The following is an 18596-nucleotide window of genomic DNA, read 5'->3' on the forward strand; positions in this document are numbered from 1 at the left end:
TATGGAGAAATTAGATTACAAAACATTAAATGAGGGATTTTTAAGTTTTAAGCAACCGCATATTTTTATAGAACATCTAGGCAATGAAATCACAGTAACCTCAAATGAATTTAAGGATAGTGTAAAAATAATATTATATAATCTGAAAAAGTTAGGGATAAAACGAGGGGATGAAGTTTTATTTCAATTAGATAATAGTATTGAGTTAATAAAACTTTTTTGGGCATGCATTTTGGGTGGCTTTATAGCGATACCATATACATACTTGGAGAAGAGAGATGAGAAGTATAAGATATTAAAAATATGGAGAATTCTAAAAAATCCATTTTTAGTTTCAACCATTAGTACGATTGAAATACTTAATATGAATGATGAATTTAAACATATAGTGAGAAAGAGTATCTCTATAGATAAATTAGGGAATTCTTCTGGATTTATAGATGTGAATATAGAAGCCCCAAATGAAAATGATATAGCATTTATTCAGTATTCTTCTGGGTCAACAAGTGATCCAAAGGGAGTGATCATAACACATAAAAATATTATTTCAAGTATTAACGCTACAATCAGAGCTATGGATGTGACAAAAAATGATGTTTACTTAAGTTGGCTACCTCTTACACATAGTTTTGGGATGATTGGAACATATTTAACACCTCTTTTAGCTGGATGTAGTTTTTATATTATGTCACCTAAAGTTTTTGTTTTGCAACCATTAGTATGGCTAAAAAAAATGGATGAACATAAAATTACAGTTACTGCTTCTCCCAATTTTGGGATTAGATATGTTTGTAATTATCTTGATATAAAAGATGATATAGATATAAATTTAAGATCAATTAGGCTAATAATTGACGGTGCAGAACCTGTATCCGCATTGGTGTGTGGGCTTTTTATAGAAAAAATGAAAAGATTTGGAATGAGGAGTAGTGCATTAAAGCCTTCATATGGTTTATCAGAAGCGACTTTAGTAGTGTCAACATCAAGTAAAAATGAAGAATTTGTAGAAGTTATTGTAAAAAGGCAAAGTCTTAATATAGGAAATAAAATTATAAAATGTAATAAAAAAGGCAAGGATACAATTAGTTTTGTTGAGGTAGGTTCTTGTTTAGATAATTTTGAGACAAAGATAGTAGATGAATTTGGAAATATTTTAGAGAAGGGTACAGTAGGAACATTATTTATTAAAGGCGACTCGGTGACATCTGGATATTATAGAAATCAAGAAGCAAATTTAGAATCTTTCGACAAAGATGGTTGGTTTAACACTGGTGATTTGGGATTTTTTAATGGTAATAATTTAGTACTTACTGGCAGAAAAAATGATTTGATATTTGTTAATGGTGAAAATTATTATTATTATGATATTGAAAGTATTTGTAATGAACTCAGCTCATTAGGATTTTCAAAGGTAGCTATTTGTGAATTAAAGAATTCAGAAGACGATAAAGAGAAGATTTTTTGTTTTGTTGAATGTAGCAAAGATGAACGAGAGTTTAACGAAATTAAGAAGAAGTTAAAAAAACATGTTATGAATAAATTAGGAATAGGAATTGCATATTTTATACAAATTGAAAATATACCTGTAACAGTTAGTGGAAAGATTAAACGCTTTGAATTAAAAAATTATTTGGTTAATAATTTTGGAGGAAATGATTGAATAAAACATATAATATAGTTGAGTTAAAGGTTGGAGATGTTAATAATTGCATGTATATAGTTATAAATGTAATAAATAACGAATGTGTAATAATAGATCCAGCGTGGGATTTTGAAAAAATAGACAGATATGTTCATGATTTGAATATAGTACCAAAAGGGATTATGCTAACTCATTCTCATAGAGATCATACAAATTTAGCTGACAAATTGGCTGTTGAATATGAAATACCTGTTTATATGTCAAAAAAAGAAATAGATTACTATGAATTTAGATGCAGTAATTTATGTCAGTTAGATGACATGGATGAAATAATAGTAGCAAAGTTGAAATTCAAGTGTTTTCTGACTCCAGGGCATACAATAGGAAGTATGTGTTATAAAATAGGAAACAACATATTTACTGGAGATACTATTTTTACAAATGGTTGCGGTTTTTGTAATTGTAGAGGAGGAAGTGTAGATGATATGTTTAATAGCGTGGTAAAAATAAAAAGACATTTAACTATAGATACAAATATATATCCGGGGCATCGTTTTAAAGAAAATGTATATGAAAAGACTGATTATTTTAAAAGAAACATCTATTTAAATATTACTGATAAATCTACATTTAAAAAGCTAATATATATTAACGATAAAAGAAATATATTTTTAAAATTTGAATACAAATAATGCGTTAAATTGGAGGAGCATATGAAAAATTATAATAATATAGAAAAACTTAATATTATAAGAGAATGTCTATTGGAGGTATCTCCAAACAAACAAGTTGATGAAATTAGTGTAGAAACGTCTATTACAAATGATTTAGGATTAGATTCTATAGAAATGATGGATTTACTATTAAAAATAAGAGAAAAACTTATAAAAGGCGATGAAGATATTATTGAAAAAAATATAGACATAGAAAAGTTACTTCTATTTCTTTTTGCTGATACAGACGATATTTATGTGAAATCAATATTTAGTTTTATTGATGAATTTGAAAAATTATTATGATTAATGGGGGGGAATAATATGAAAAGTAATAAGGAAATTAACTGGGGAATTTCAAGAGATTTACAAGCAGATATAAGGTATGAGTATAATGCCTGTAAAGGATACGTAATTGATTTATCATTAGGTTGTTCTCATAAGTGTTCATATTGTATATTTTCACCATTAGAATTAAAGGTATATACATTACACAATCCTAATTATAAAGGTGAAGTGTTAACATTAAAATTAGAAAAATTTTTGGAGAGGAAAGAATTTCCACCATCAGTATATATGTGCTACTCTTCAGATCCTTTGGGAAATGAAAACGTTAAAGAATCAGCAAAAATAGTATTAAAAAAATTGTTGGAAAATAATGTCCATGTATTATTTATCACTAAAGGTATTTTTGACGATTCTATTTTGGACATAGTTAGAGAAAGACCTAATTTAATGAATATACAGATTGATGTTTCCAATTATGATGATCATAGGAACAACAAAATAGAACCAGGAGCACCTTCTTATACTCAAAGAATTAATAATATTAAAAAATTAACAAAAATAGAAGGCTTAGGATCATTAGTTGTTAGAATGGATCCTTTATTGCCTAATATTGATGATACTAATGAAAATATTGAAAAAATACTAAAAGATATTAGCGTATTAGGGGTTAACGAGATAGTTGCTGGATATGTAGTATTAACTAAAGATATTAAAAATAAATGGTCAAATGATAAATATACTAGACAGGTTACAGAGCTTCTTACGGAAAAAACGCCGACTATTTCTGGACAAGATTTATATTCTATTCCTTTTGAAAATAAGGTAAAAAGAATAGAAAAAATTCATGAATTATGTAAAAAATATGATATAACATTATCAGTATGTGGATGTAAAGATGAGCGCTTTAAAAAGACAAACTTTGAATGGATTTGTCATCCTTTTAATAGAGAAGTAAGAGAAGAATTAAATAAACAAACAAATAATTTTATGATGATGGAAACGGATCATTTAATCTAGAATGAATTGTTTTAATATATAGATTTACTTATTTAAAACATACAAATATAAAATACAAATTATATTGTGGTAGGATATATAGCATATAATTATTTTGAATAATTTGATATTGTGTTTATATAGGAAATAGAGCACGATATAAAAAATTATAGGAATGCTTTGTTAGTAGTATTTTTGTTAAATGATTATAGAAGAATAAAAAGTAAAAAGAGGGAAAAGTTAGAATGAATGAAAATAGAATAAAAATATTGAAAGAAGAAAATATTGATAAAGCACTCTTTAAGCTTGGGATTCCTATGGTTATCAGCTTATTGGTAGCTGCGTTATACAATGTTGTAGATACCTATTTTGTTTCGGGACTTGGGAAAGAAGCTGTAGCTGCCGTTTCAGTTGCATTTCCAATTCAACTTATCTTTTTAGGAATAGGATTAACATTTGGAGCAGGAGCAGGCTCTTATATTTCACGATTATTAGGAGCGAAAAATAACAAAGAAGCAAATATTGTAGCTACAGTTTCTTTATTTTCTAGCGCTATTATGTCGATAATAATAGCAATTGTGTTATTTTACTCTTTAGATAGTGTGATGAAGTTTATGGGAGCGACTCCAGTTATTATGGAACTTGCTAAAACATATACTAGTCTGTTTATAATAGGTGGAGTTTTAGGAGCTGTGAATGTTACTCTAGGGAATTTAGCAGTTTCACAGGGAGCAGCTAAAATCTCCTTGAAAGCAATGATTGTAGGATCTTTATCAAACATAATTTTAGATCCAATATTCATCTTTAAATTAAATTTGGGAGTGAAAGGTGCTGCAATTGCAACACTAATAGCTAGAGTTATAACTAGCTTAATGTATCTTATTTACTTTATTGGAGATAAAAATTTAATTAAAATTAAAATACCTAACTTCAAACCTACACTTGCAATTTATAAAGAAATACTAAAAATAGGAATATCTCTATTAATACTTCAGATTTTGCAAACCATAGCAATAAGTAAAATATCTTATGCGGCTTCTTTTTATGGAGAGGAAGCAATAGCAGCAATGGGAATAGTTCTTAGAATAGTAACTCTTGGTACAAATGTAGTAGCAGGATATATGAAAGGATTACAACCTATAGCAGGTTTTAATTACGGAGCTAAAAATTATGAAAGAGTACAAGAAGCGATAAAAGCGAGCATAAAATGGACGACTCTATTTTGTATAGTTTGGACAGCTATTATATATTTATTTGCACCAAGTATATTATCAGTATTTGGAAAAGATAAGGATGTACTGAGGATAGCAATTCCAGCTTTAAAAGCTGGGGTAATAATGTTTATAACATTTGGATTTCAATTTACCTACGCAACATTATATTTAGCAATAGGTAAAGCCTTAGCTGGAGCTTTTTTAAATTCCCTAAGACAAGGCATTGTATTTATACCAGTTATTTTACTATTACCCAAAATGATTGGATTAGATGGTGTGATATATGCTCAAGCAATATCGGATGCATTGACAACAATAATTACGATTCCTTTTGCTATTAGTGTTAATAAGAAATTATTAGAAAATAAAATAGAATCCTAAAATTGTTGTATAAATATTCTAATGTACATTAGGGAAAAATGATTCTAATTGAAGGATTTGATTACAATGTTGGGTAATTAAATAAATTGTTTCAAAATAGAAAGTGGATGATATAAAATGCATTATATATTCGATAATAAGAATTATTATAAAAAATGTAAGAACTATTTGATTTCGAAAAAAATAAAATACGACTCATATCATATTAAAAAATATTATATTATTAACATATTTGATGCCAGTATAAAAGAAAAAATTGAAAATGAAGAAAAAACATTTTTAAAGTCAAAAAAATTATCTTTGGAGAATGGTTACTTAGTAACTAAAAAATATAAAAAAAGACAATAATTTACATTAAAGAATTAAAAATAGGTGGGGATAATCCGATAATAATATCTGGGCCGTGTTCTATTGAATCGGAAGACGTTTTGAGAAGAATTGCTTTTGAGATAAGAAAATTAGGAGTGGATATTTTAAGAGGTGGGGCGTTTAAACCGCGTACTTCGCCATATGATTTTCAAGGATTGGGAAAAGAAGGCGTTGATATTCTTTGTAAAGTCGGAAAAGAAATGGAAATGCCAGTAGTAACTGAAATAATGGATGTCAGAGAATTAGAATATATGATAGATAAAGTTGATATATTACAGGTCGGCTCAAGAAATATGTATAATTATACGTTATTGAAAGAATTAGGTAAAGTGAATAAACCTATACTTTTAAAAAGAGGATTAAGTGCGACTATAAAAGAATTTTTACTGAGTGCTGAATACATTATGCTTGGAGGCAATGAGAGAATAATTCTTTGTGAAAGAGGAATAAGATCATATGGTGATTATTTAAGAAATACATTTGATATAGCTTCGATTACGTTATTGAAAGAGCTCACGCACCTACCAATTATTGCAGATCCAAGTCATGCTACAGGGAAAAGAGAGTTAATAGAGCCATTAACAAAGGCTTCAATAGTAGCAGGGGCTGATGGCGTTATAATTGAATCTCATTTGAATCCTGAGAGTGCTTGGAGTGATGGTGAGCAGACAGTTAGTATTCCCATGTTAAAAAATATATTAACTCAATTTAATAAATAGGGAAAATAAGAATAATTGCAAAAAATATTATTAATACTAAGCGAAATGAATAAATAAATCCATATACTAAATTTCGATATAAATAATTAAAAAATATGAATATAAATAAAAAGATATTAAATTGTGGAATTCATTGATTAATATGAAAATATATAGAATGAAAATTTCAAATATAAAAGAACTTGAAAATATAAATAAAATAAGTAAAATACTTAATTTTTACGATGTATTATTGGTTGAATCTAAGACGGACGTGTTTGAGTTAAATGAGTTAAAATGTTTTTTAAAGCATAAAGATGTAAAAAAGGTTGATGAATATATATCGGAAGTTTCAAAAATAAATTTTGCGGTTTCAAGAAGTATTTTAAATAAAGCTTACGAAACAATATTAAATACTAATTGTGAAAATATAGTTATTTTAAAGGATAAATATAATAAACCGTATATTAAAAATAAGGAAGAAATTAAATTCAATATTTCACATACGGATGGATATGTATTGGTTGGTTTTTCAAAAAGAAAAATCGGGGTAGATGTTGAAAAAGTAAATTATAAATTTGATATTGAGTGCATATTGAAAAGTTGCTTTACAAATAAAGAAATTAAAAATATAGGAAATGATTTAGTTGAGTTTTTTAGATATTGGACGATAAAAGAAGCCTATTTAAAATGTGAAGGTTGTGGTTTTATAAGAAATCCAAGAGAAATAGAAATCATTTATACGAATGATGAAATAATAAAAATTAAAGACAATGCAAAAAAAGTGAATAGGTATTTACTAACATTAAGTTTAATACCATATGAATATTTTGGTACTATTTGTATAGAAAATAAAGTATAAATATTAAATTAAAAGATGAATATTAGGATAAAAATAGTTAAGAATTAATTGTTCATAAATGATATTTTAAACTGATTTTTGATGAGGACTATTTGAAATAAGTAAGTATGAATAGAATATTTTTATTAATAAGAATATATGGTAGATTTATTGTATGTATTTGTAGAATAGGGTTTAATTTAACTTCACGTCCTTTTTAAAGAATTAAAATCCGAATATAAGAAAAGCCAAATAGATTTTAACTGTTTATATTTAAGAGGACTTGGCATATCAAAATGCCGTAGTCCTCCTTTTTTATTTTCAAAAATAAATTTGAGAATAAGAAGGAGGATAATATGTCTGAAGAAAAATATATTTATGTAAACGGGAAAAAAGTATATGTAAGTGATGAAATATATCAAGAATATAAAAAACTTAAAAATCATGAAGAATATCTACAAAGAATAGATGGAAAATATATAGACTATAATTTTCGAGGAGTAAACGATTCCATAGAAAACATAGAAGACAAAAAAGTAGATATAGAAAAAATAATAGAAACTAAACTGAGGTTAGAAGATCTATATAGGGCACTCGATAAATTAAACGAATATGAGAGAAGAATAATTATTGCCCTATATTTTGAAGGAAGAACCATTAGAGATTTAGCGAAACAAGAAAAAGTGTCTCCTAAGAAAATATTTAGCCTTAGAAATAAAATATTACAAAAACTAAAGAAAATAATTGAAAGAGAATAATAAGAAGATATCAACGGGGAGCAGTCTTTGCTCTCTATTTTTTGTGAAAAAATTAAAAAAATTCTAAAAAAATGGAAACAAGAGGCCTAAAAATTAAGGTTTATATATAGAGGGATATTTTTATCACTCGATTTATACAGATGAAAGAATTGAACCTTGACAACTGCATAGACCACGATAGGACGTTAACCAAGTATGGAGCGATACAAACTACGCCAAGATCTTTCTGCTTAAAAGATTAGGTTTAAATGGATACTCAAAAAAGAATTGAAGGATAAAAGAAAGAGAGCGACAAATAGTACCTGTAAATCAGAAATGGCTTTCTGTGCTATGAAATACTTGGGGATAATGATACTTCTAAAGTTGATGCCGGCTCATCTAAAAAGAGGCGGAGGTGAAATTCCTATGTTGTCTGCCAAGACACCTACCAAAGTCATAAAACTTAACTGTTTATTTAAGGAGCTTAGAAGTATGAATAACTTAAATTTAGATGAACAAAAAATAAAAGAAGGTATACAAAATGAAAGCTTGAAAAAAGAAGAAAAAACAAGTGATAAAACTTACGACATAGATGGCTACAAAGTACTATTTACATTTAAAGATACGGGTCTAACATTAAGCGACATAGTAGAATCATATATAGAAGAAAAACTATTTATTTTTAATAAAGAGTATTGAAATAAAAAATAAGGAGCGTTATACTTTGATTGTGGAAGCCTAACCTTCATTTAATTTTGTATCTAAAGAATAAAATGAAGGAGGGCTTTTTTATGTGCAAAAGTAAAGCTTGTATTTATTTAAGATTGTCAAGAGAAGATGGAGATGTAGAAGAAAGCAACTCAATATCAAATCAAAGAGAATTAATTCATAACTATGCAAATAAGCAAGGAATAGAAATTTTAAAAGAATTTGTTGATGATGGTTATTCAGGAGCTACCTATAATCGTCCACAATTTAATGAAATGATAAGAAGTCTTGAAAATAAAGAATTCGACACTTTAATAGTAAAGGATTTATCAAGATTTGGAAGAGATTATATAGGAGCAGGACGATATATTCAAAAAATATTTCCAGATATGCAAGTTCGATTTATATCCATAACAGATAATTATGATAGCCAAAATGCAGATATGAATGATACACACCTTATATTACCAATAAAAAATTTCATAAACGATAGCTATTGTAGAGATATATCAAATAAAGTAAGAAGTGCTCAAAAAGTTAAGAGGGAAAAAGGAGATTATATAGGTGCTTTTGCTCCATATGGATATAAGAAGAGCAAAGAAAATAAGAATAAACTAGAAATCGATGAAAAAGCTGCTGAAGTAGTAAAAAGAATATTTGGAATGAAATTGTTAGGATATTCTTCTAATTCTATAGCATACCATTTAAATGATCTTGGAATCGATTCTCCATTAATTTATAAGGAAAAATCAGGATTAAATTTTAATGGGGGATTTAGACCGATTAAAGGCGGAAAGTGGTCAGTTAACTCTATAAATAGGATTATCAGAAATAGAGTATACATCGGTTATATGGAACAAGGAAAAAGGATTAAATTAAACTACAAAAGCGAAAAAGAAATTTGTGTAAATCCTAATGATTGGGTCATAGTTAAAAATTGCCATGAAAAAATTGTATCAAAAGAGATATTTAATATAGCAAATAATTTATTAGATAGAGATGTATGGCAAGCTAGAAATAAAACTCCAGATATTTTTGCTGGTTTAATGTTCTGTAAAGATTGCGGATCACCACTAATAAGAAGAGAAATAAAAAGTGGAGACAAAAAGATAGTTCAGTATATATGCTCAAATTATAACAAAAATGGTTCTTGCACTAGACATGCTATAAAAAAAGAAGAACTTTTAGAAGTAATTAAAGATATATTTACTCAGTATATATCTTTTCAAGAGTTGTTATATAAGAAGATTAAAAATAAAGAAATAAAATTATCTGCTATTGATTATGAAGGACGTGAGTTAATAAGACAAAAAGAAAAGTACGAAGCTATACTATCTTGTCTTTATAGTGATTTAGAAGATAAAATATTGACAAAAAATGAATTTAATAGATTTAGAGAAGCTTATAAAAGTAAAATTAAAGAAATTGATAAAGAAATACAAAATAGAGAAAATATAAAATCTAATGTGTATAAACTTCTAGAAGAAAACAAAAAATGGATCAATGAAATTAAGAGAAATAAACAACTAAATAAAATCGACAGATTATCATTAGTTATGTTGGTAAATAAGATCGTTATTGGAGAGAATAAAGAAATCCAAGTAGTATTTAATCATGCAGAAGAGTTTAAAATACTCAATAAAATGATAGCAAATGATAAGGAGCTAGATTCTTTAAAAAACATTTCTTCAGCTAGGAGGATAAGCTAAATGGCTAGAACTAGTAAAAGATATTTAAATAAAGATAACAAAGTAGCTCTATTATCTAAAAAAGAAACTAAATATAGAGCAGGAATATATACACGATTATCTCAAGATAGAAAAGAAAAGTATAGGAATAAAAGTGAATCTATTGATAGCCAAATAGAAATAGGAAGAAAGTATGCAGAAGAAAATGATATACAAGTAGTAAAAATTTACGAAGATTATGAATTCACAGGCACAAATTTTAAGCGCCCAGGATTTATAGAGATGATGGAAGATATTAAGTCAAAAGAAATTAATTGTATTATAGTAAGAGATCTATCAAGGTTTGGAAGAGAATACTTAGAAATAGGTAACTATATAGAAAATATATTCCCATTTTTAAAAGTTAGATTCATATCTGTTATAGATAAAGTAGATTCTTTAAATGGGCTTGATGATAAGAAAAGCTTTGAAGTAACAATTAAAAATATCATGAATGATATGTATTCAAAAGACATATCAAAAAAAGTTAGAAGTTCTAAAAAAGAATTAATGAAGAAAGGCTACCATATTGGTGGGAAGCCACCTTTTGGATATATATCAGTAAAAACAGAAGGTGGAAGTGTATTTAAAGTTGATGAAAAAGTAAGAGATGAAATAGTTTATATCTTTGAATTAGCTAATAATGGAGCAAGTATGGTAACAATAGCTAGAGAATTAAATAAAAAAAGATATAATCCGCCAAACATTTATTACAAAACAGGAGAAGTATATAAAGACAAAGAAACGAATCCTGGATGGAGAAATTGGTCTATTCAAAGAATTTTAAAAAATGAAGCGTATATTGGAAATTTAGTTCAAGGTAGATATACAAATATGCTAGAGGATGGTAGTAGGAATAAAGTAAGACCAGAAAAAGAATGGATAAGAATTGAAGATAGACATGAAGCAATTATAGACAAAAAAGTATTTCAAAATGTTCAAAAACTATTAAGAGATAAATATGATAAGAGTTTCGGAAAATACTTGATACCAAAATATGAGGGAAGAGAAGATTGCTTTTACGGATTGCTATTTTGTGGCATGTGTGGAAATAAGTTATATAGATACTACTCTGTTTCTTGTGGCAGAAGATATTACTACTATGGTTGTAGAAATCTAGAAGAGGATAGGAGTAATAACCATGTGGTTATCTCAGAGATACAGTTAAAAAGCATATTAAATGAAGAAATAAAAAAATTAATGGAAGAAAACATTAGCTTTGAATGGGTTGAAGAAACTCTTAAATCAAAATATGAAAGTTTAAAGCAAAATAAGATGAAGTCCTTAGAATCTATGGACAAGAAAATAAAAGATCTTGAATATGAAATATTAAAAACATATGAAAAATATTGTCAAGGACAAGTTAAAATTGATTACTATAAAAAAATCAGAGAAGTTAAAAATAATCAAAAGAACACAATTGAAAGAGAAAGACGAATAGTTGATACTCAACTAACCAAATTAAAGAATAAGTATTTAAAAGGAATTGAGTTTTCAAAGAACTTATATCAACTTGACAGGGAGCAATCTGGATATTATAGGAGCTTAATTGATAAGATTATTGTTCATAAAGATAAAAAATTAGACGTATACTTTACTTTCACACTTTAAAAGTCAGAGGAAATCAAGATGTATAAAATAGGAATTTACATGAGATTATCTAAAGAAGATTATGAAAAAAATGAGGAAAGTAATAGCATAAAGAATCAAAGACAATTAATCTTATCATATATTGATAAAAATTTTTCTGATTTTTGTGTAGATAATAAAATTGAATATATAGATGACGGTTATTCAGGTATGAATACAAATAGACCTGCATTTGAACGATTAATGGAAGATATAAGAGATCTAAATACAAATTGTATTATTGTAAAAGATTTATCTAGATTTTCAAGAGACTATATAGAAACTGGAAACTATTTAGAAAATATTTTTCCGTTTTTAGGAATAAGATTTATCTCTATCAATGATGGATTTGATAGTAAAGATAATTGTAATGGAACTATTGAAATTGACACTCAATTTAAATCCTTACTTTACGATTATTATAGTAAAGAACTTTCAGAAAAAATAAAGCTTACTTTGAATTCACTAAAGACAAAGGGAAAGATAATTAACGAAGCACCTTTTGGTTATGTTAAAGATCAAAAAAATAAATACAAAATCATAAAAGATGACATATCTGCTAAAGTGGTAAGAAAAGCTTTTGATATGATATTAGAAGGACATTCCCAGGGGAGTATAGCTAAAAATTTTAATAAGGAAAAATATCTTACAGGATCTGAAAGAAAGAGAGTATTAAGAGGAGAAAGTCTAGAAAATTATAAAAAGATTTTGTGGACCACAGGACAGATAAGTAGAATTCTAAGAAATGAATCTTACACAGGAGTATTTTTATATAATAAAACGTACAAAACTCCAATAAGAAAAAGTATACCAAGACCTAAAGAAGAATGGGGCAGAATAGAAAATGCTTTTGAACCAATTATTTCCAAAGAGGAATTTAATAAAGTTCAAGATACATTAAATCAAAGATCGTTTCCAGCTCATAATGATGCAAGAGATGTGGATAGCCCTCTTAGGTCAAAAGTAATATGTGGTGTATGTGGGCATAAAATGAAGTTTGATTACAGAGCAGTTGTTGGTAAAAATGGAAAAAAATATGACTGTAGATTTAGATGTAGAATATGTAGTTTAAATTCAAAGTCAAATTCCATTAGTTCAAAGACAGTCGAAAGTTATGTGTTGGAGAGTTTAAAAAGAAGAGGTGTAAAATTAGAAGAAAGAAAGACTATTAAAAGTAAAAAAATAGATCAAGGAAAAGTGAATGCACTAAAATTTGAAATACAAAAGAACTACGAGTTATATTTAGATTCTAAACTTACACGAGAAGAATTTCTAGAAATTAAGAATAATATAAATGAACAATTAAGTAGTTTAAAAGAGGAGTCTGAAACTAAAGATAAATTAGAAAATATTACTATGTGTAATATAGACTTAAAATTAACTAATGAAATTGTTGAAAATAACATCAAAGAGATTATAGTAGACGCCTCAAAAAACATAGAAATTGTCTATAAATAATGTGATATAATTATAAGCAATAACTTGACACAATAGGGCAAGTCTACTTCCTTGTATTCTTTGCTAAATAGCCTAAATTCTGAAAGAGATAATATAATCACAGTCGAAGATCCCGTGGAATACAATATTGAGGGCATCAATCAAATAAATATCAACGAAAAAATTGACTTTAGCTTTGCCAAGGCCCTAAGGTCCATACTAAGGCAAGACCCAGATATAATCATGGTGGGAGAAATCAGAGACTATGAAACAGCTCAAATTGCAATAAGAGCAGCAATAACAGGGCATTTGGTCCTCACAACTCTCCATACCAATAACGCTTTATCCTCAATAATAAGGCTAAAAGATTTGGGCATAGAAAATTATCTGCTGTCATCAGCTATAAATGCAGTAGCCAGCCAAAGACTAGTAAGAAAACTTTGTGATTGTAAAATAGAAGATAAGATGACCGATAGTGAATACGAGCTAGCAAAGAGATTTGTCGATATTGATAGAGACGCTAGCATTTATAGACCAAATGGATGCACACATTGTAATGAAGGTTACAAGGGCAGAGAAGCATGTGAAGAAGTATTTGTAATAGACGATAAATTCAGGGACCTAATCAGAAATGGAAAGATTGACCTGGTAAGCCTAAATAAATACGCAAAAGAAAATAATTTTAAGTCCATGCTATCCAATGGTCTTGACAAGGTAATGGACGGGACAACTAGCTTTGAAGAGATAATTTCTGTAATGTACGACCAGATATAAATTAGACAATAACCATATAATAAATAAGATTTTTAAGAAAAAAAAGCCAGTGGCAACTAATATACCACTGGCCAATAATCTATAGACTCAGGCTTTACTAACTAAAAAGTTATTATCTTAAATAATTTTCTTGGTTGTTGTATTCTTCGTCTTTGTTATTTCTTTGTTTGATTTCGTATTCTTTTTTGGTCATAACGTCATCAACGCGTACATTAACTTCCACAACTTTTAAGCCAGTCATTTGTCCAACAGATTGAGCTATATTTCTCTTTAATTCTTCAAATACTTTTGGAGCTGAATAACCATATTCAAGAATGATAGCGGCATCTATAGCAGCTTCTTTTTCTCCTACGTCGGCAGATATTCCCTTTGTTAGTGAGCGTCCACCAAATTGTTCAGAAATTCCAGAGAAGAATCCGCCCTTCATATCAAGGATTCCTGGTACTTCATGGCAAGCTATTGCTGCTATTTTTTCAATAACAGAATCATCAAATGTTAGTTTTGATTCGTGAGCTTGTTCTTTATTTTCATTAAATGAATTTTTTATATTATTTTCGAAATTGTCCATTACTTCTTCTCTGTGTTGTTCTTTCTCAACTTGTTCTTGATGTTTTGCTTTTTGTTCTCTTTCTTTTTCGTTTACGCCTGCAATTTCATTGTATTTTGCTTCATTTGCCATAATAATATCTCCTTTTTATTTAATATTTATCAAAAAACTTTTCTAACTTAAATATTGTTTTCGGATCACCATCTTTATACTTGCCATAAATGTTGCCAATATTGTATAAGATTATAATTAAAAGAGTTCTAAAAAATCCTATTGTTAAAAATAGAATAGAAACTATAAGCCCAATGAGTGTATACTTGAACTCGTTCCAGTGAAATGTTGTAAAAGATCTAAATTTATCTTTTATTGGTAAGTCTCTCTTCTCATTTTTAATTTTAGAGTTCTCATTGTTTATCTGATAATCCGAAAATTCTTCATAATTTTTATTCATATGAGTCCTCTCAAACTACTCTCTTATTAGAATCTTTTTTTATATCATAAAACTCAACATCTACTTTATTTACTGGGTAACCAGTAAAATTTTCTAAACTTTTTGAAATATCTTCTTTGATTGCATCTGATAATGAACTTAAATTTTCACCTTCATAAACACCACACTTCACCTTAGTGTTTATCTCTTTAGAATTGCCATTTCTAACTTTTACAGTTGCATCAGAATTTCTAATTTCAGGATATTTTCTTACAGTTGTGAGCACGTTATCTTCAATAGCTTTTGACGTGATAAGCATTTGCCCAGAATCATTTTCCTCAATCACATAATTACTAATTGTAGGAAGTACGATAGCTCTAATAAGGACATACAAAGCTAATAGTGCTCCTATAATTGTTACTACAGTAAAGAAATAGAAAAACCACCCTTTGCTATAATAACTGTGTAATTTTGCCGAAACTTTACCATAATCAAATATTAAGAAATATGAACAAAATATAACAAGTAGTGTGGCGATAGCAAAAATAATATCAACCCATTTTCGCCATCTTTTCAATTTGATACCTCCTTACAAAAAATTTCAATAAAAATTAATTATCAAATTAACTTCTATATAATATAGATAACCAGATTTTAATATTTTAATCATGAAAATATATAAAAAAATAAAAATTAAAAGAAGTATAAATATTCACAATGATTAATCATATAAATAACCATGTTTGTTATTATCGTAAATTAATAAAGCTTATAAAAAGGGGCTGTTGCAAAAGTCCTAGCATAGAAAAAAGACGAGGAAACTAAACATCCTCGTCTTTTTCTGATACAATGTATTTATGAAAACCGTTACAAATACATCATCACTAACTAATTTTACACTAGTTAATGATACAATTCAATTAAAATTAAACTTTAATACAGAAATATACATTCAAAATGATGTTAAACTAAGGCTTGTAAAAAATATAATTGAAAGGATAGATCTAGCAGAATTAAAAAAGTCTACTCATCATTTGGAAGAAAACCTACTGTAAATCCAGTAACTATGCTGGAAATAATAATATTCTGCTATTCAGAAGGAATATTCTCATCAAGGGAAATAGAAAAATCATGCAAATATGATCTAAGAATAAAATATTTACTAGATGGACAAAACCCACCAGATCATTCTACCATAAACAGATTCAGACAAAAAATAGTAGAACTAACACCCAATCTATTAAATCAAATGGTCCAAATACTAATAGAAGAAAAACAAATAGACCTATCAAGCATATACATAGACGGAACAAAAACAGAAGCCTATGCCAACAGATACAGTTTTGTATGGCGAGGAAGCATAGAAAAATGGCAAGAAAAACTAAGAGTAAGAATAATAAAGCACTTCGATTTAAGTAATGAATTAACCCCATCCCAAGTATTAGAAATAGTAAAAATAGTATTTAATCAAGTAAGTAAAGAATGTAAAGAAAAAAAGATAAACTTTGTACATGGGCAAGGCAAAAGAAAACACCAACTTCAACGAGACTATGAACAATTAAAAGATTGGAAAAACAAACTAGAAACTTACAATAAACATTTAGAAATAATGGGCGATTACAGAAACTCCTACTCAAAAACAGACTATGATGCAACCTTCATGAGAATGAAAGAAGACCACATGAGAAATGGTCAACTAAAACCAGCCTACAAAAAATTAGCCCGTCCGGCTCGTGGAGGACTAGCAAGTGCATCAGGCTTCATCATAGGAGAAAATGTATCACACCATCCATCCGATATGTACACCCTAAAACCATTCTTAAAAAAACTACAAGAAAACTATCCAAACAAACTAGACAAAATAGTAGCAGATGCAGGATATGAAAGTGAAGAAAACTATGTATATCTAGCAGAGAACAATCTAACATCCTACATAAAACCATCAAACTATGAAAAATCCAAAACACGGAAATATAAAAAAGAACAAGCATTTAAGGAAAGCTTAAACTATGATGAACATCAAGACAAATACATATCAGAAGAAGGTAAAGAATTCGTAAGATGTAAAGATAGATATAGAAAAAGAAAAAGCGGATATGTAACAACAACTAAAGTCTACAGGTGTTTCGACTGGAACAAAGATGGTAAAAAAACCAAAGGAATCTACATATCAGAAACATTCCAAAAATATAGAAAAGAATCCTTAGAAAACATAAGATCAGCCCAATGAATAGAAGAAAGATTAAACAGATCAATCCAATCCGAAGGAGCATTTTCCAAAATAAAATCAGGACTAAACTACAATAGATTCCACCACAGAGGAAAAGCAAATATAATAAGTGAAATATGCCTATTATCAATGGCACTAAACTTAAACAAATTATCATCAAAAATAGAAAAAAGAAACTTAGAAATCATAAAATATAAAGCTGCCTAAGAAAAAAATATTAAAATGAGGAGCTCTATTACTTGAGCCTAATTTTAAAGAAAATGTGGAAAAATTTATCCTCATGTTTAAAAACTGTACAGAATATTATGGCTTGATATAAATATACAATAAAAAAGTGATGAGCAGAATAGATTTTCCTATTCTGCAACACCACCTTATTGCTTCACTTAAGTGAGTTGAGCGAACGGATGTGAGCGAAACAAAAAACCACCTGCTGTGCAGGTGGAGGAATTAAGCTTTAGCTTCAAGACCAAAAAATTCTCACTTGTAATATAATTGTGATAACCACATGCACAATAAAAACAAGGAGAATAAATTGGACAACAATAGTTTATCACATACAAAATGGAGATGTAAATATCATATAGTATTTGCCCCTAAATTTAGAAGACAAGAAATATATGGGAAACTAAAAAAAGACATAGGTCAAATACTACGAGAACTATGTCAAAGAAAAGGAATAAACATAATAGAAGCGGAGCTGTGCCCAGATCATGTCCATATGCTTATAGAAGTACCACCAAAATATAGTATCTCAGAAATAATGGGATATCTAAAAGGAAAAAGTTCACTAATAATATTTGATCGACACGCAAACTTAAAATATAAATATGGAAACAGACATTTCTGGTGTAGAGGTTATTACGTGGATACAGTAGGGCGAAATGAGAAAATGATAAAAGAATATATACAAAATCAACTAAAAGAAGACTATTATGCGGATCAAATAAGTATCAAGGAATACTATGACCCGTTTACGGGAGAGTCAGTAAAAAGAAGCAATAAATAAACTGCTTAAGCAGAAGCTGAGAAAGTGGTGCATGTGGAGGTAATACTCGATAGCCCCAATAGGGGCGTGCCGGTATTCGCGCCTTCTAGGCGCTGTGCAAACTACCAGCTAAGCTGGTAGTTTTGATTTACTTTATAAAATTAATATATATCAAATTTTAATTCATATTAGAATCACTTTGATAAAAAAAGAAGAATAGACTTAATTGTCCAATTCTTCTAGTGAA

At 28.1% G+C, this 18596-nt stretch carries 19 protein-coding genes; 16 read left to right on the forward strand and 3 right to left on the reverse strand.

Going from position 1 to position 18596, the window contains the following annotated elements:
- Nucleotide 1 precedes the first annotated feature (1 nt).
- From BN38_RS00255 to BN38_RS00315, 13 genes are all read left to right on the forward strand, one after another.
- The gene (locus tag BN38_RS00255) at nt 2-1660 is read left to right on the forward strand and encodes an AMP-binding protein (protein WP_010247214.1); all 1659 of its coding nucleotides are present in this window, start codon (nt 2-4) and stop codon (nt 1658-1660) included.
- Nucleotides 1657-2334 (forward strand): MBL fold metallo-hydrolase, encoded by a 678-nt coding sequence (locus BN38_RS00260; RefSeq protein ID WP_010247212.1) that lies wholly within the window; start codon nt 1657-1659, stop codon nt 2332-2334. Before BN38_RS00255 ends, BN38_RS00260 begins: the two co-directional genes overlap by 4 nt.
- Nucleotides 2335-2355: 21 nt before the next feature.
- Nucleotides 2356-2661, forward strand: a complete 306-nt coding sequence (locus BN38_RS00265) for a phosphopantetheine-binding protein (RefSeq protein ID WP_010247210.1) — start codon at nt 2356-2358, stop codon at nt 2659-2661.
- Between the two features lie 18 nt (nt 2662-2679).
- On the forward strand, nt 2680-3660 hold the full coding sequence (locus BN38_RS00270) for a radical SAM protein (protein WP_044564927.1): 981 nt from the start codon (nt 2680-2682) through the stop codon (nt 3658-3660).
- Between the two features lie 224 nt (nt 3661-3884).
- Nucleotides 3885-5234 (forward strand): MATE family efflux transporter, encoded by a 1350-nt coding sequence (locus BN38_RS00275; protein ID WP_010247204.1) that lies wholly within the window; start codon nt 3885-3887, stop codon nt 5232-5234.
- Nucleotides 5235-5602: 368 nt separating this feature from the next.
- Nucleotides 5603-6322: a 3-deoxy-7-phosphoheptulonate synthase gene (gene aroF, locus BN38_RS00280; RefSeq protein WP_407636482.1), complete on the forward strand. Its 720-nt coding sequence runs from the start codon at nt 5603-5605 to the stop codon at nt 6320-6322.
- A 142-nt stretch (nt 6323-6464) separates the two neighbouring features.
- Nucleotides 6465-7163 (forward strand): 4'-phosphopantetheinyl transferase family protein, encoded by a 699-nt coding sequence (locus BN38_RS00285; protein ID WP_026038611.1) that lies wholly within the window; start codon nt 6465-6467, stop codon nt 7161-7163.
- A 335-nt stretch (nt 7164-7498) separates the two neighbouring features.
- A complete protein-coding gene (locus BN38_RS00290; protein ID WP_010247195.1) occupies nt 7499-7900 on the forward strand; it encodes an RNA polymerase sigma factor in 402 nt (133 codons plus the stop codon).
- Nucleotides 7901-8371: 471 nt separating this feature from the next.
- Nucleotides 8372-8578 (forward strand): hypothetical protein, encoded by a 207-nt coding sequence (locus BN38_RS11225; protein ID WP_154649904.1) that lies wholly within the window; start codon nt 8372-8374, stop codon nt 8576-8578.
- 92 nt (nt 8579-8670) lie between these two features.
- Nucleotides 8671-10296 carry a recombinase family protein gene (locus BN38_RS00300; RefSeq protein WP_044564929.1) on the forward strand — a complete coding sequence of 542 codons (1626 nt, stop codon included), beginning with the start codon at nt 8671-8673 and terminating at the stop codon, nt 10294-10296.
- The gene (locus tag BN38_RS00305; RefSeq protein ID WP_044564930.1) at nt 10297-11925 is read left to right on the forward strand and encodes a recombinase family protein; all 1629 of its coding nucleotides are present in this window, start codon (nt 10297-10299) and stop codon (nt 11923-11925) included.
- A gap of 18 nt (nt 11926-11943) precedes the next feature.
- Complete coding sequence (locus BN38_RS00310; protein WP_044564931.1) at nt 11944-13401, forward strand: recombinase family protein; 1458 nt, start codon at nt 11944-11946, stop codon at nt 13399-13401.
- Nucleotides 13402-13461: 60 nt separating this feature from the next.
- On the forward strand, nt 13462-14154 hold the full coding sequence (locus BN38_RS00315; protein ID WP_230197687.1) for a GspE/PulE family protein: 693 nt from the start codon (nt 13462-13464) through the stop codon (nt 14152-14154).
- Nucleotides 14155-14266: 112 nt separating this feature from the next.
- On the opposite strand, the gene BN38_RS00320 is transcribed toward BN38_RS00315, so the two are convergent.
- The 3 genes from BN38_RS00320 to amaP are packed head-to-tail and all read right to left on the reverse strand — an operon-like array spanning nt 14267 to nt 15708.
- Nucleotides 14267-14833: an Asp23/Gls24 family envelope stress response protein gene (locus tag BN38_RS00320; RefSeq protein WP_044564932.1), complete on the reverse strand. Its 567-nt coding sequence runs from the start codon at nt 14831-14833 to the stop codon at nt 14267-14269.
- A gap of 19 nt (nt 14834-14852) precedes the next feature.
- Nucleotides 14853-15152 carry a DUF2273 domain-containing protein gene (locus BN38_RS00325; RefSeq protein WP_044564933.1) on the reverse strand — a complete coding sequence of 100 codons (300 nt, stop codon included), beginning with the start codon at nt 15150-15152 and terminating at the stop codon, nt 14853-14855.
- Nucleotides 15153-15162: 10 nt separating this feature from the next.
- Nucleotides 15163-15708, reverse strand: a complete 546-nt coding sequence (gene amaP, locus BN38_RS00330) for an alkaline shock response membrane anchor protein AmaP (protein ID WP_044564934.1) — start codon at nt 15706-15708, stop codon at nt 15163-15165.
- Nucleotides 15709-16197: 489 nt separating this feature from the next.
- Here amaP and BN38_RS00335 point away from each other — a divergent pair, with 489 nt between their 5' ends.
- From BN38_RS00335 to tnpA, 3 genes are all read left to right on the forward strand, one after another.
- Nucleotides 16198-17361, forward strand: a complete 1164-nt coding sequence (locus BN38_RS00335; RefSeq protein WP_230197682.1) for a transposase — start codon at nt 16198-16200, stop codon at nt 17359-17361.
- A gap of 51 nt (nt 17362-17412) precedes the next feature.
- Nucleotides 17413-17568 carry a hypothetical protein gene (locus BN38_RS11230; protein ID WP_230197688.1) on the forward strand — a complete coding sequence of 52 codons (156 nt, stop codon included), beginning with the start codon at nt 17413-17415 and terminating at the stop codon, nt 17566-17568.
- Nucleotides 17569-17869: 301 nt separating this feature from the next.
- Nucleotides 17870-18370 (forward strand): IS200/IS605 family transposase, encoded by a 501-nt coding sequence (tnpA, locus tag BN38_RS00340; protein ID WP_084593708.1) that lies wholly within the window; start codon nt 17870-17872, stop codon nt 18368-18370.
- Nucleotides 18371-18596 lie beyond the last annotated feature (226 nt).

Source organism: Anaerococcus provencensis, assembly GCF_000312365.2.
Lineage (GTDB): Bacteria > Bacillota > Clostridia > Tissierellales > Peptoniphilaceae > Anaerococcus > Anaerococcus provencensis.